Source organism: Hungatella sp. L36 (assembly GCF_014288035.1).
Genome location: NZ_JACOPC010000009.1, coordinates 208,650 through 221,277, shown reverse-complemented (window position 1 = coordinate 221,277; position 12,628 = coordinate 208,650). Strand labels below are relative to the sequence as shown.

The window sequence follows — 12,628 nt, the reverse complement described above, 5'->3', positions numbered from 1 at the left end:
GATGAAAAGATGGAAACAGACAGGGAAGGAAATCTATGGCTACGTCCTGTCCGTACTGGTATTTCTGTGCGTGCTGGCGCTTTTTGTAACAGGAATCATGTCCTTTTCAAAAAAGGCCGATGCGAGAGGTGCGGATACGCTGCGGGATGCCATACGGAGAGCTTCCGTGCAGTGCTACGCCATTGAAGGCAGATATCCGCCCAGTGTGGATTATCTGGAGGAAAATTACGGAATTTTGATTGACCGGGATAAGTATGATGTGTTTTACAGCGGATTCGCGTCCAACTTCATGCCGGATATTACGGTCAATCTTCACGAATAATAGCTGGGAGGTGCGCGGATGGGCCGCAGAAATGATCATAAGGGACAGCTGGTGAATACGTTGTTTACCATGCTTCTGTTCCTCGTATTTGTGCTCTGTGCGCTGTTTGCGGTTTTGATCGGAGGAAAGGTCTACGAGAATATCAATGCCAGGACGGAGTCGACCTACCGCGGCGATGTGGCTCTGAGCTATATTGCCAACAAGGTAAGGCAGGGCGACGAGGACGGAATGGTGGGACTGACCGAGATGGATGGAATCACAGTCCTTCAGTTGAAGCAGGAGATAAACGGTTCTGAATACGTGACTTATATCTACTATAGGGATGGAAAGCTTTGGGAGCTGTTCACCGATACGGAGAGCGGTCTGGGCGTAAATGACGGCTATGAGATTCTGGAGTGCGACGAAGTGGCCATGTCCATGGACGGGGAACTGCTTTCCGTCTCAACCAGTGGCGATGGAGGCGGCCGGATCTGGCTGTCTTTAAGAAGCGGAGGATGAAAGGATGAGCAGGAAACAGCATTCGGGTATATTTATGATGGAGATGATCATAGTGGTCTTCTTCTTCATTCTCTGCTCCAGCGTCTGCATCCTGGTCTTCGTGAAAGGGGACCGGATGAGCCGGGACGCCGCAGATTTGAACCAGTCGGTACTGATTGCCCAGAGCGTGGCCGAGGTATGGAAGCTGGAGGGACCGGAGGGGCTGAAACAGCGTTTCGGCGCCAGTGTCTCTACACAGGACGACGCCTCTGGAGCAGACGGCGATGATGCCTTTAAAACAGATGGTGATGAAGCCGCCGGGAACCGGTACGTGATGGAATTTGATAAAAATGGAAACCTTGCGGAAGATACTCCGGAGGGCGGCGGAGACGGAAGCGCGAGTGGAAAGATCTACACAGCAGTGCTTTCGGCGGACGAAGCGGAGAGCTCGGCGGAGATAACCGTCAGCCGTGAGAAAAACAGCGTCTACACGCTCTCTGTAAGCCGCCACGAGAGAGAGCAGGGGTGACAGGAGGAAACAGATGGCTAAGCAGGAGAGCGGATTTAAGGCGAATATTGGAAGTTCTTCTCTGATACTGATTTTTATCGTTATGTGTCTCGTCACGTTCGGTATGCTGTCCCTGACCTCCGCAAAGAGTGATTTAAGCCTTGCAAACAGAAACGCGGACGCAGTTACGGAGTATTACAGGGCTGATACGGAAGGCGAGGCATTCTACCGCATGGTGGCGGGGGAAGTGAAGACGGCCTGTGCCAATGCCTCAGGGCATGAGGAGCGCCTTGCGCTGCTTGAGAAAGCGCTGGGAGAATATTACAGAGACGGCGCGGCGGTGACGGAAGTGGCCATGGAACGCGCGCAGGCACTTCATATTGAGCTGGAACCGGATTTGGAGGGGGAAGGCTCGGTGCGTGTGACGAAATGGAACGTGATTCAGACGGAAGATTACGAAATAGATGACTCCATGCCGGTATGGGGCGGAACGGTTGATACAGAACAGAAATAGTCCGTTTGCGGATTCCGGCGGGAAAGAAAGACAGGGAGATTTGCAGGTATGAAGGTAATTGATTTGTTGAGTTCGGCTGTGGAACAGAATGCGTCGGATATTTTTCTGGTACCCGGCATGCCGTTCTCTTATAAGCTGGGCAGCAGAATTGTCTGCCAGAATGAGGAGAAGCTGTTTCCGGCTCAGATGGAGACGCTGATCACAGAACTTTATGAACTGGCGGGGAACCGCAGTATGGAGAAGGTGAGAGAGCATGGAGACGACGATTTCTCCTTCGCCCTTCCCGGTGTGTCGAGATTCCGCTCCAGTGTGTTCCGGCAGAGGGGATCGTTAGCCGCCGTTATCCGGGTGGTTACGTTCGATCTGCCCGATTATGAGACGCTTCACATACCACAGAATATCATCGATATCGCCCAGCTGACCAAGGGCTTCGTCCTGGTCACGGGACCGGCCGGCAGCGGTAAGAGCACGACGCTGGCGTGTATCATTGACAAGATCAATCATACGAGAAACGCCCACGTCATTACGCTGGAGGACCCGATCGAGTATCTGCACCGTCATAAGAAGAGCGTGGTAACCCAGAGAGAGATCGTGACGGACACGGACAGCTATGTCTCCGGACTCCGGGCAGCCCTTCGTCAGGCGCCGGATGTCATTCTGGTAGGTGAGATGCGTGATTATGAGACGATCCAGATCGCCATGACGGCGGCGGAGACGGGCCATCTCGTCATCTCTACGCTTCATACGGTCGGGGCGGCCAATACCATAGACCGTATCATCGATAATTTCCCGCCGAATCAGCAGCAGCAGATCCGGATGCAGATCTCCATGGTCATGCAGGCGGTTGTATCCCAGCAGCTGATTCCCACGGTGGATGGCGGCGTTTATCCGGCCTTTGAGATTATGTTTTTCAACAATGCAATCCGGAACATGATCCGCGAGTCCAAGACGCACCAGATCGACAGCGTGATCGCCACAGGACAGTCGGAAGGAATGGTATCCATGGACACCAGCCTTTTAAACCTCTATAAGAAGGGGATGATTACAAAAGAAAGCGCCGTGATCTACAGCAGCAATGGTGAGCTGATGGCGAAAAAAATCGAACGTCAGGGTTAAGGATAAAGCATATTTTTCCCATAACCAGTTATACTATCCGTAAGACAAGACAGGAGAGTGAACTGATTATGAGAACGGATAAGAGAAAAGTGGCGCTCATCGGCACCGGTATGGTGGGTATGAGCTATGCATATTCCATGCTGAATCAGAATATCTGTAATGAACTGGTTCTGATTGACATCAACAGAAAAAGGGCAGAAGGCGAGGCGATGGATTTAAACCATGGACTTGCCTTTTCTGCGTCCAATATGAAGATTTACGCCGGGGAATATAAGGATACGTCAGACGCGGATATCGCCGTCATCTGCGCCGGTGTGGCACAGAAGCCGGGGGAGAGCAGGCTAAACCTGTTAAAACGGAACGCAGCGGTATTTAAATCGATTGTAGACCCGATTACGGAGTCGGGATTCAACGGAATATTCTTGGTGGCGACAAATCCGGTGGATATCATGACCCGGATCACGTACTCGCTTTCCGGCTTCAATCCGCGGAGAGTGCTGGGCAGCGGAACCGCCCTGGATACCGCCAGACTGCGTTACCTTTTGGGAGAATCCCTTTCCGTGGATCCGCGTAATGTCCATGCCTATGTGATGGGAGAGCACGGAGACAGCGAATTTGTTCCGTGGAGTCAGGCGATGATCGCCACGAAGCCCATCCTTTCCCTTTGTGGTGAACAGGGGGAAGGCGGGATGGAGGTCATCTGCGGGGAAGAATTAAAACGGATTGAGGAGGACGTGCGCGGGGCTGCATACCAGATTATTGAGGCGAAGAGCGCCACATACTATGGAATCGGTATGGCACTGTCCAGGATCACGAGAGCGATTCTGGGAGATGAAAACAGTGTGCTGACCGTATCCGCCATGCTGCGCGGAGAGTATGGGCAGAACGACGTATATGCCGGCGTTCCCTGTATTATCAACAAGAACGGCATTTTCCGCGTGCTTCCGCTGGATTTGAACGAAGAGGAAAAGAAGCGTCTGGGCGAGTCCTGTGACACGCTCCGGGCCAGCTTCGATGAACTGGAAAAATAATAGACAAAGGTAAAACGGAAAAAGAAATAGAAGGACCAGCCGTCCGTTTGAGCGGCTAGTCCTTTTTCTTTTCTTCCGCGGCCTCGGATGCTTTGGTCTCTTCGGCGTTTAAATCTTCCTCATCGCTCACATACTCCAGAATTGCACTGATATCACAGTCCAGATATTCGCAGACTCTTGCCATCAGGGCCAGGTCGACGCGGGAGACCTTGTTGTTGCAGTAATTGTTCAGCTGAGTCCGCTGGACTTCACAGTGATAACAGACTTTGTTTTTGCTTTTGCCTTTTTCGAAGATTAAATCAGCCAGCTTGATATTAATATGCCCCATAAAATGCCTCCTTCCGTATAGTGATATTATATGTAAATATATCTAAGAAGATAAGATGTATTTAAATAGATATATTTTAGTAGATATATTTATACAGATGTATTAAAATACAGGTATAAGAAGATATACAAAAGAAAGGAAGAACCGAATGAAGAGATGTTCCTGTTTTGCAGTCGCGGTTATTCTGATGGTGACACTATACAGAATGATACCACATTATGAGATATTAGCACAGTACAGTTTCAGCTCTCCCGGCAGCAGGGAGACGACGATTCTGGCAGTCAGCCACACCGTCGGACCAGCACTTTACATATCTGGAGAAAATATCTTAAGACTGCACAGGAAACTGAATTACGATGTTCCTTCCAACCGGGTGATTCTGATGCTTTATGGAAAGAAAAGTGATGTGGAGAAGGGGAAATGCAGGGTAATCATGATTTATGAGGGTGAGGACGGCAGCAGGGAAGAAGATGCCGGTATTGTGTTGATAAAATGATCGCAGATGAAGAAAGGAAGAGTGCCGGAAATGGTCTGTTTCCGGCACTCTGCGTTTGAAATGGAGACGTTATGGAACAATTCTGCATCCGGTGAGCTTTAAGTACTGCCCGTCGCTCACGGTGATATATTTCGAACCTTCAAAATTATCATTTGAGATAATCGAGTCGAGCACGTGGTAACTGTCCTTGGATATCTCGACATAGCCAAATCCCATAACGGAATCCTCATCTACCTCAATTTTATACTCTCCTGCCGGAATATGTACGCCGACCTTAAACATACCGTCACTGCTGGTATCCGGACTGCCTGCCTCTTCGATCGGAACGGCATAGCACCCGGTCATCTTAAAATACTGTCCATCGGAGATGGTGACGATGGAATTGGTGGAAATATTATCGTTGGCAATGATGGAGTCAAGGGTTCCGCTGCTGTCCTTTGCGGTCTCTATGTATCCCATGAAGGAGTCGCAGTACACGACGTATTCCCCTGCGGGAATGTCGCTTCCTACTTTGTAGGTGCTGGCTTTATACCTGGTTTTCGCCGGTTCGGAGGTTTCTCCGTTCTCTGCAGGGCCTGTGTTCTTTTCTTCTGTACCGGCTGGTTCACTCATGGATATTTCCGCGGCCGGCGGTACGGGGGTTGAAGTCTGCGAACCGGCATTAGAGAGTCCGAAAATAAAAACGATTACATAGAAAAGAGTAATAATGACTCTGGCCGGTTTATTGAATTTTTTGTATTTCCACATCAGAAAGAGGCCGATTGGAAAACAGCAGAACAGCAGCATCAGCACAATAAACCAGATCTTGGAATAAAATGGTTCTTTTACCGGCACGGAGACGGGGGAATTGTCCACCGGTACTCCGTTAATACTTGTTTGGTGAGCCGGCGTTTCCGGTATTGTTTCCGTCGGTTCCCCACAGTTTGGACAGAATTTCCCATCAAATTCTGTCCCACATTTTCGACAAAACATTTTCATTTCCTCCCTACATTTTAAATTTTTTGCCGCAGTTTAAGCAGGTGACCTGAACTTTTTTGGCGCCCAGATTACCGGCTACCAAACCCAGCGGACCTACAAGCGCAGCGCCCACAACCGCTTTTCCGATACCGAAGCCCTTCTTATTGCCTGACAGCGAAGTGGAGCCGCATCTGGGGCATTTCGCCATGGAATCGTATTGCTGCTGCTGGATTTTTAACTGTTCCTGCTGCGCCTGCAGGGCCATGGCCTGCATCTTTACCTGAGCCTGCTGCAGCTGTAAGTCATTCTGGGTCTTTACCTGTTCCAGAGCGGTTTCGGACAGCGGTGCGCGGCAGTTGGTACAGAAGTTGGCGCCGCTGGAATTGACGGAGCCGCAGCCCGGACAAACAGCGGAATCCGCAGGCAGCACCTGCTCCTCCGCTGGTTCGAGACGTTTTCCACAGGCAGAACAGAAGGCGCTGTCGTCGGAGATAGCGGCATTACAATGTGGACAAATCATAAAAAATCCCCCCTTTTGTTTTTTTTATTAAAACGCCAGTGGCTGTTTTAATTCTTGTGTACGGAATGTACAGAATATTTATTTATAATAACTATACAACGTTTTTAGTGTGATACGGCTGGAATATACTGGGAAAAGGGGGAGGACAGTGATGCAGGTACATGATGGCCCATGATCAGCTGCGGTGGCTGCGCTGTGCATAAATCCATCGATTCACACTATTCTTACTTGTCCCATATAATATTGTGTAGTGCAATATATAAGGAGATAAATGATTATGAGCTGTGATTCTTTTAAATGCAGATGCAGCTGCAGGTGCAGATGTTATGAAAAATGTGAGCCTAAGCGTGAATGCGGCTGCAGACATGAATGTGAGGCAAAACGGGAATGTGAATGCAGACGGGAATGCGAACCAAAACGCGAGTGCGAATGCAGACGGGAATGCGAACCAAAACGTGAGTGCGAGTGCAAGCCCAGATATGAGTGCAAACCGGAGTGTGAATATGAGCCCAGGCGTGAATATGAATGTGAATGCGAACATGAACACGAGCAGGATCAGGGCAAAAACTGTGAATGGTTCGAAAAAGTATTAAGAGAATTTTACTGGAGCGGCTTCCATGATGGCTGTAAGAAATGTGGACGTAAAGAAAATGAATGTGGCTATGAAGGGTACGAAGAGTATAAAAAATAGGTTTTGAAAAGAGCAGGTTTTGATATTCGGGACTGTTTTAAAAGATTTAGTCATTTTCTTGTGATGGATTTAAGGAATGCTTTAAGGGATATTTTAAGAAATGCGTAAAGAAGAGAATAATAGAAACATATGGATAAAAATGATAGAGGCGGTCTGTACAGGCCGCCTTATAATTATGAAAAAGTATGATCTGTCTGTTTTAAACCTGAAAGATCTGTTTCGGATATTATTTCTCTTACAGCGAATAGATAATTCAGCAGTGGATAGCGCGTATGCAAGAGCCGGTATGCATTTCGCGAATGGTATGCTGCAATGCAGAATGAATCTCTCTCGGAAATTTTAGTGAGTAATGGGGAGAGCGATGAATGGCGAGAGAGATGGAGCGCATGATATTGTATCGGGTTACTGTGGTATTACAGGCGATGGTCTTTACGGATCTCCCTGCTTTTATTATACCTTATCTTGTATTATATTATTTTATCCATCATTACTTAGCTTGTTTTATTTTATTGTGCGGCCGGTCACATTCTCTTTAAGTGAAAGCTTCGTAATAGTATATCCCTCAAGGCTGGCCAGGCGGCACAGCATTTCTATAAGGTTTAATACCTTTTGTTCTCTCTTCACATCATCATCATCGTTAATCTTATGCATATAAAATCCTCCTTAAAGTACGCCCCACCCTAAGCTAACTATATAATAGGGCGGAGCTGTTGGAGAAAAAAAGGCAGTCTCAATTCGCTGCCTGCCAAAAAACGCTTATTTACTTTACTTAAAAAGGGGAGTGCAGTGCCATTTCCGGCAGATGGAAAGAAAAGATAAATAGAAAAAAACCCTTGAATATTCAAGGGTTTTAACCAGCTGATGACGGGACTCGGACCCGTGACCTCCTCACTACCAATGAGGTGCGCTACCACCTGTGCCACATCAGCGTTTTGTGTTTTAGCTCGTCAAGCGAACCTCATATATAGTAGCATGAGAAATTATATTTGTCAACAGGAAAATTATAAAATTTTTTATCCAAATCGAGAATCTTTGACGGAAGCTTTTTTCCGTGGTATACTGTTCCCACGTGGCGACAGGAGGTATTTCATGAAGAAGAAACGCAGAAAAAGAAAAAGTGCATGGGCCGTTTTTTTTAGGCCTATGAAAGTGATATTCTCAATTTTTTTAATTCTGATGATTCTGGGGCTGGGAGCCGGCGGTATCGTATATCTGAAGTTCGGGGATGAGATTTCGGCCTGTAAGGAACGGGCGGATCAGATTGTGGCACAATCGAAGAGAGAAGATTTTTCGCAACCATCGGATACCAGGATCTACGATTCATCGGGACAGGTGATCGGAATTATCAACACAGGACATTATGAGTATGTACCGATTACAGAAATCAGCGAGAATCTGCAGAATGCGTATATTGCCCAGGAGGACAAGCGTTTTTATAAGCATCACGGTGTGGATTTTATCGGCCTTGCGAGGGCGGGTGTGGCTCTGGTTAAGAATAAGGGAGAGATTACCCAGGGCGGCAGCACCATTACGCAGCAGGTCATTAAGAATACGTATTTAACGCAGGAAAAATCATTTATAAGAAAGATTACGGAGATATTTGCGGCACCTCAGATGGAGGAAAAGTATTCTAAAGCCGATATCCTGGAGTTTTACTGCAATACTAATTTCTATGCAAACCGCTGTTACGGAGTGGCCAAGGCCAGCCTCTACTATTTTAACAAAGAGGCAAAGGATTTAACCGTCTGGGAAGCGGCCACCCTTGCAGGAATCAGCAACAATCCGTCACGCTATAATCCAGTGGCCCACCCGGAGGCAGCCCTGGAAAAGAGAAATAAAATCATTGACAACATGCAAAAAAACGGTATGCTCACGGAGGCAGAGTGCGAGGAAGCGAAGGCACAGCCGCTTACGGTAGCCAAGGTAACCGAGGAAGGGACGAAGGAGACTTACCAGTCCAGCTATGCGGTCCACTGTGCGGCTCAGGAGCTGATGAAGAACGACGGCTTCGAGTTCGAATACACCTTTGCCGATGAGACCGCTTACAACGATTATAAGGAGCGCTATCAGGAAGCATACCAGGAGAAGAGCGATTTGATCCGCAACGGCGGGTTTGAGATTCATACAAGCCTTGACAGTACGCTTCAGACGCAGCTTCAGGCAGGTATCGATGAGACGCTGGCGAAGTTCACCGACGTCTCGGACAATGGGAAATACGCGCTTCAGGGAGCCGCTGTCTGCATCGACAACCGGACTGGCTACGTGGTGGCGATTTCCGGCGGACGGGGAACCGATGATGAGTACAACAGAGGATTTTTAAGCAGACGTCAGCCCGGCTCGACGATTAAGCCGCTGATTGACTATGCGCCTGCTTTTGAAACCGGTTATTACTACCCGTCGAGAATCGTAAACGACCACTTATTTGACAAGGGGCCGAAGAACAGCGGTAATAAATATTACGGAGAAGTCTCCGTGAGGGAGGCTCTTAACCGGAGCTTAAACACGGTCGCCTGGCAGGTGCTGGCGGATATCGGTGTGGATTACGGAACAAGCTATCTCGATAAGATGCATTTTGTGGGACTCAGCTATCTGGATAACTGGAATACCAGCATGAGTATCGGCGGCTTTACCGAAGGCGCCCGTGTCGTGGACATGGCAAGGGGGTACTCCGTTCTGGCCAATGGCGGCATGTACAGCAACAATACGTGTATCACCGGCATTGACAGTCAGTACGAAGGCGACCTCTATCAGGAAAACCAGCCGGAGGAACGTATTTTCACTGAGGATACGGCGTATATGGTCACTGATGTCTTAAAAGGTACTTTAAACCAGCCATACGGTACCGGATACGGTCTGGGACTCTCGATACCGGCAGCAGGGAAGACGGGAACGACCAACAGCAGTAAGGACACCTGGTTCTGCGGCTATACCAAGTACTATACCACCGCTGTCTGGGTCGGTTACGATACACCGAAAGCCATGCCGGGAGTATATGGCAAGACGTATGCCGGTAAGATCTGGTATGATTTTATGAAGCAGTGCAATGAGGGCCTTCCGGCTGAGGACTGGGTCATGCCGTCAACGGTGGCCTACTACAATGTGGACTCCAGAGGCGAGAAAACCAGCCTGGAGACCGGGAAACAGGATTTGTTTTCTTCCGTGGCAGAGCAGAATGCGAGGTCCAACTCCAAGAAGTGGGATGAGGAACAGAAGATGAAGGAAGAAAACGCCAGGGCTGCCGCCGAGCAGGCATCCAGAGACGCTGCGGCACAGGGCCAGGAACAGGCAGCCGCAGGGCTTACGGCTCTGATCGGTGAATTAAATGGCCTGACTTACCGGGATGAGGCGACGCAGGAGATGATCAGCCAGGGACAGTCGATGCTGGATCTGCTGGCCGGCACGGAGCAGTATGATGCTTTGAAGCAGCAGTTCGATGAGGCGGCAGACCGGGCAGAAGCGCTTCCGTATGAGGAACAGAGCATACCGCCGTCCCAGGAGATTGGGCCGGGGATCACCCATGAGGCGAGACCCGGCGAGGCGCCCTCCAGCACGGAGGACGTCACCTCCGGCCAGGCCCCTGTAGTGCAGCCGGGTGCGGCACCGGGCGGTTTCGAAGCAGTCGGGCCGGGCGGTCAGTAAGGAAGGAAAACAATCGCTACGTTAAAAAGGAATTGTGAATAACTTTTCTTTTTTAGCGTAGTTTTTGCTTTCTTCAATCACAAACCAGTTTTCTCTGTAAACAGATGGAACAACTGGGGAGCAGAGCGCTGCGGACAGAATATTGTCATGATGACGTACTGGACAGGACAAGGGAACAGTACTATCACATATATAAACCCGGTAACTAGTACTGCATTGCGCAATGCAGTACTAGTGCCGCCGGACCTAAATACATACTGCATAGCGCCCGCTATCTACGCCAGGCGCACGCCCGCGAAGCTAGTCGTAGGGTCCACTACGCCGTCGCTTCGCGGACGCACACCTGACGCAGATATCATGCACTATGCAGTACGCATTTAAGTCCGGTGACACTAGTCTCTCCGCCACAGGAGAAAAAAGCGCTTGCCTGGATAAATGATCCTGTGTTATACTGCTGTCATAAACGGATGACAGCAGTATAAGAAGCTATCGCCACCAGAATCCGGTTTCTTTCCGTATTCCTTTCTGCCATTTTCATCAGGCATTCTCTGTCCGGTCGGACTTAAGAATTCCCATTTTACAAAAAAACACATGTAAGTAATACTGAAAAAATAAGCAGGGCTATTGTCTGTTTTACGAATAAACATTATAATGGAGATAGGTTCTTATATAGCTGGAAACGGAGGCTATATGAGCAATGAGAACGATGCATACCGCAAAACGGAGATACCAGCCAATTTCCCGGCGGAAGACCTGGTATTAAAGAGTGCCATGCAGTTTTTCAAGGATGAATTACTGTCATACCTGGGAATTACGGAGGAACCGGTAACCATGGGGCCGACAGAGTTTGTCCACCTGGAGGCAAAGCAGTTATATGAAGATTTTAACTTCATCAAGCCTGACCGGAGCTGGATTCATCTGGAGTTTGAGAGCGATGGAATCAGGGAGGAGGATCTGCGGCGCTTCCGCAGCTATGAAGCGGTCACTTCATTTATCCGTCGTGCTGATATCACGACGTATGTGATCTGCTCATCGACGGTAAAGGAGATTCGATTCGAGTTAAACACAGGGTATAATACATACCGGATCATACCGGTCCGGTTAAAGGACAGAGACTCAGATGAACTGTTTGCCGGGCTGTTCAAAAAGCAGAAGCAGGGAGTAAAACCGAATCGGGCAGATCTTGTCCCGTTGCTGCTCGCCACTCTGATGTCCGGGAACACAGATCAGAAAGAGCGGATTATACTGGCGAACCGCCTGATCACAGAATCCGGCACGCTATCAGAGTCAGACATGGTAAGGATGCAGGCAGTCCTTTATACCCTTGCCAACAAGTTTCTGTCAAAAGACGATCTAAATCAGGTAAAGGAGGCGCTGTTCATGACACCATTGGGTCAAATGCTGGTAAACGATGGAATTGAAAAGGGAATGGAAATGGGTATGGAAAAAGGAATTAAAAAAGGGATCGAAAAAGGCGCGAGCGCTCTGATTTCCGCATGCCAGGAAGTAGGACTTACCTATGATAGCACCCGTAAAAAACTGATCGAGAAGCTGGAAGTGGATGCTTCAACTGCATCCAGATATATGGAAGAATTCTGGTCCGTGCTCTCCAAGCAGTAGGGTATATTTTGGGGTTGCTTTTTATTCGAATAGCTGTTATGCTAGATGAGGATTTAACAAAACAAGCGAGAATTCCCCCGCCTCTATAAGTGGAGGGATGAAACGCCAAGAACAAGCTTAACGGCAGTGGCGGGTGGAGAGAAATCGGTATCCCCCACTGACATGAAGTCAAGCCGCGCATCTATAAGATGTAGTCGTACTCTGTGAAATTATTGAGCGTGGATTGAAACAAGAAATTAAAATAAATGATGAAGGGAAGTGAACCAGAGTGGAAGGTCGAAGTCAGAAGATGGAAGCAGACAATTATCATAAGCGAGTGGTAGTGTGGGCAGAGTCGATGACTTCGGAACTGCTCTGTCTTCACTGCCGTTAAAGAATAGTCTTTTGCGCTTATGATAGCCATTTCCTG

At 48.7% G+C, this 12,628-nt stretch carries 14 protein-coding genes and 1 tRNA gene; 10 read left to right on the top strand and 5 right to left on the bottom strand.

Translation table 11 applies throughout. The features are described from left to right. Window position 1: 1 nt before the first annotated feature. The 6 genes from H8S80_RS20845 to H8S80_RS20820 all read left to right on the top strand — a co-directional run bounded on the left by H8S80_RS20845 (window position 2) and on the right by H8S80_RS20820 (window position 3,968). Complete coding sequence (locus H8S80_RS20845) at window positions 2–322, top strand: hypothetical protein (protein WP_002603278.1); 321 nt, start codon at window positions 2–4, stop codon at window positions 320–322. 18 nt (window positions 323–340) lie between these two features. Next, window positions 341–820 (top strand): DUF4860 domain-containing protein, encoded by a 480-nt coding sequence (locus tag H8S80_RS20840; protein ID WP_002603279.1) that lies wholly within the window; start codon window positions 341–343, stop codon window positions 818–820. Between the two features lie 4 nt (window positions 821–824). Next, entirely contained in the window at window positions 825–1,328 is a 504-nt protein-coding gene (locus tag H8S80_RS20835; protein WP_002603280.1) for a hypothetical protein, read from the top strand. 13 nt (window positions 1,329–1,341) lie between these two features. Then, window positions 1,342–1,821, top strand: coding sequence for a hypothetical protein (locus H8S80_RS20830; RefSeq protein WP_002603281.1), 480 nt, complete (start codon window positions 1,342–1,344; stop codon window positions 1,819–1,821). A 48-nt stretch (window positions 1,822–1,869) separates the two neighbouring features. After that, window positions 1,870–2,937: a type IV pilus twitching motility protein PilT gene (locus H8S80_RS20825; protein WP_002603282.1), complete on the top strand. Its 1,068-nt coding sequence runs from the start codon at window positions 1,870–1,872 to the stop codon at window positions 2,935–2,937. Window positions 2,938–3,005: 68 nt separating this feature from the next. Continuing rightward, on the top strand, window positions 3,006–3,968 hold the full coding sequence (locus tag H8S80_RS20820; RefSeq protein WP_117630935.1) for an L-lactate dehydrogenase: 963 nt from the start codon (window positions 3,006–3,008) through the stop codon (window positions 3,966–3,968). Window positions 3,969–4,023: 55 nt separating this feature from the next. On the opposite strand, the gene H8S80_RS20815 is transcribed toward H8S80_RS20820, so the two are convergent. Beyond that, window positions 4,024–4,296, bottom strand: a complete 273-nt coding sequence (locus H8S80_RS20815) for a helix-turn-helix domain-containing protein (RefSeq protein ID WP_002603284.1) — start codon at window positions 4,294–4,296, stop codon at window positions 4,024–4,026. 148 nt (window positions 4,297–4,444) lie between these two features. On the opposite strand from H8S80_RS20815, the gene H8S80_RS20810 reads away from it, so the two are divergent. Next, the gene (locus H8S80_RS20810; RefSeq protein ID WP_117630934.1) at window positions 4,445–4,792 is read left to right on the top strand and encodes a hypothetical protein; all 348 of its coding nucleotides are present in this window, start codon (window positions 4,445–4,447) and stop codon (window positions 4,790–4,792) included. Between the two features lie 69 nt (window positions 4,793–4,861). On the opposite strand, the gene H8S80_RS20805 is transcribed toward H8S80_RS20810, so the two are convergent. Next, the gene (locus H8S80_RS20805) at window positions 4,862–5,764 is read right to left on the bottom strand and encodes an Rv1352/Rv1906c domain-containing protein (RefSeq protein ID WP_117630933.1); all 903 of its coding nucleotides are present in this window, start codon (window positions 5,762–5,764) and stop codon (window positions 4,862–4,864) included. A 13-nt stretch (window positions 5,765–5,777) separates the two neighbouring features. Continuing rightward, window positions 5,778–6,269 (bottom strand): zinc ribbon domain-containing protein, encoded by a 492-nt coding sequence (locus H8S80_RS20800; protein WP_117630932.1) that lies wholly within the window; start codon window positions 6,267–6,269, stop codon window positions 5,778–5,780. A gap of 326 nt (window positions 6,270–6,595) precedes the next feature. On the opposite strand from H8S80_RS20800, the gene H8S80_RS20795 reads away from it, so the two are divergent. Next, on the top strand, window positions 6,596–6,862 hold the full coding sequence (locus H8S80_RS20795; RefSeq protein WP_187049068.1) for a hypothetical protein: 267 nt from the start codon (window positions 6,596–6,598) through the stop codon (window positions 6,860–6,862). 599 nt (window positions 6,863–7,461) lie between these two features. Here the strand turns inward: H8S80_RS20795 and H8S80_RS20790 are convergent. Both H8S80_RS20790 and H8S80_RS20785 read right to left on the bottom strand, forming a co-directional pair. Then, complete coding sequence (locus tag H8S80_RS20790; protein WP_181987886.1) at window positions 7,462–7,611, bottom strand: hypothetical protein; 150 nt, start codon at window positions 7,609–7,611, stop codon at window positions 7,462–7,464. 205 nt (window positions 7,612–7,816) lie between these two features. Continuing rightward, window positions 7,817–7,889: transfer RNA gene (locus H8S80_RS20785), tRNA-Thr, on the bottom strand. Window positions 7,890–8,049: 160 nt separating this feature from the next. Here H8S80_RS20785 and H8S80_RS20780 point away from each other — a divergent pair. Both H8S80_RS20780 and H8S80_RS20775 read left to right on the top strand, forming a co-directional pair. Further along, window positions 8,050–10,599 (top strand): transglycosylase domain-containing protein, encoded by a 2,550-nt coding sequence (locus H8S80_RS20780; protein ID WP_117630929.1) that lies wholly within the window; start codon window positions 8,050–8,052, stop codon window positions 10,597–10,599. Between the two features lie 690 nt (window positions 10,600–11,289). Then, window positions 11,290–12,219: a hypothetical protein gene (locus H8S80_RS20775; protein ID WP_117630991.1), complete on the top strand. Its 930-nt coding sequence runs from the start codon at window positions 11,290–11,292 to the stop codon at window positions 12,217–12,219. Window positions 12,220–12,628 lie beyond the last annotated feature (409 nt).

Excerpts from the sequence above, each read along its gene's own strand:
- H8S80_RS20835 (WP_002603280.1), top strand. The coding sequence starts at position 825 with ATGAGCAGGAAACAGCATTCGGGTATATTTATGATGGAGATGATCATA.
- H8S80_RS20815 (WP_002603284.1), bottom strand. The coding sequence starts at position 4,296 with ATGGGGCATATTAATATCAAGCTGGCTGATTTAATCTTCGAAAAAGGC.
- H8S80_RS20820 (WP_117630935.1), top strand. The coding sequence starts at position 3,006 with ATGAGAACGGATAAGAGAAAAGTGGCGCTCATCGGCACCGGTATGGTG.
- H8S80_RS20805 (WP_117630933.1), bottom strand. The coding sequence starts at position 5,764 with ATGTTTTGTCGAAAATGTGGGACAGAATTTGATGGGAAATTCTGTCCA.
- H8S80_RS20825 (WP_002603282.1), top strand. The coding sequence starts at position 1,870 with ATGAAGGTAATTGATTTGTTGAGTTCGGCTGTGGAACAGAATGCGTCG.
- H8S80_RS20810 (WP_117630934.1), top strand. The coding sequence starts at position 4,445 with ATGAAGAGATGTTCCTGTTTTGCAGTCGCGGTTATTCTGATGGTGACA.
- H8S80_RS20840 (WP_002603279.1), top strand. The coding sequence starts at position 341 with ATGGGCCGCAGAAATGATCATAAGGGACAGCTGGTGAATACGTTGTTT.
- H8S80_RS20800 (WP_117630932.1), bottom strand. The coding sequence starts at position 6,269 with ATGATTTGTCCACATTGTAATGCCGCTATCTCCGACGACAGCGCCTTC.
- H8S80_RS20845 (WP_002603278.1), top strand. The coding sequence starts at position 2 with ATGAAAAGATGGAAACAGACAGGGAAGGAAATCTATGGCTACGTCCTG.
- H8S80_RS20780 (WP_117630929.1), top strand. The coding sequence starts at position 8,050 with ATGAAGAAGAAACGCAGAAAAAGAAAAAGTGCATGGGCCGTTTTTTTT.
- H8S80_RS20775 (WP_117630991.1), top strand. The coding sequence starts at position 11,290 with ATGAGCAATGAGAACGATGCATACCGCAAAACGGAGATACCAGCCAAT.
- H8S80_RS20830 (WP_002603281.1), top strand. The coding sequence starts at position 1,342 with ATGGCTAAGCAGGAGAGCGGATTTAAGGCGAATATTGGAAGTTCTTCT.
- H8S80_RS20790 (WP_181987886.1), bottom strand. The coding sequence starts at position 7,611 with ATGCATAAGATTAACGATGATGATGATGTGAAGAGAGAACAAAAGGTA.
- H8S80_RS20795 (WP_187049068.1), top strand. The coding sequence starts at position 6,596 with ATGAAAAATGTGAGCCTAAGCGTGAATGCGGCTGCAGACATGAATGTG.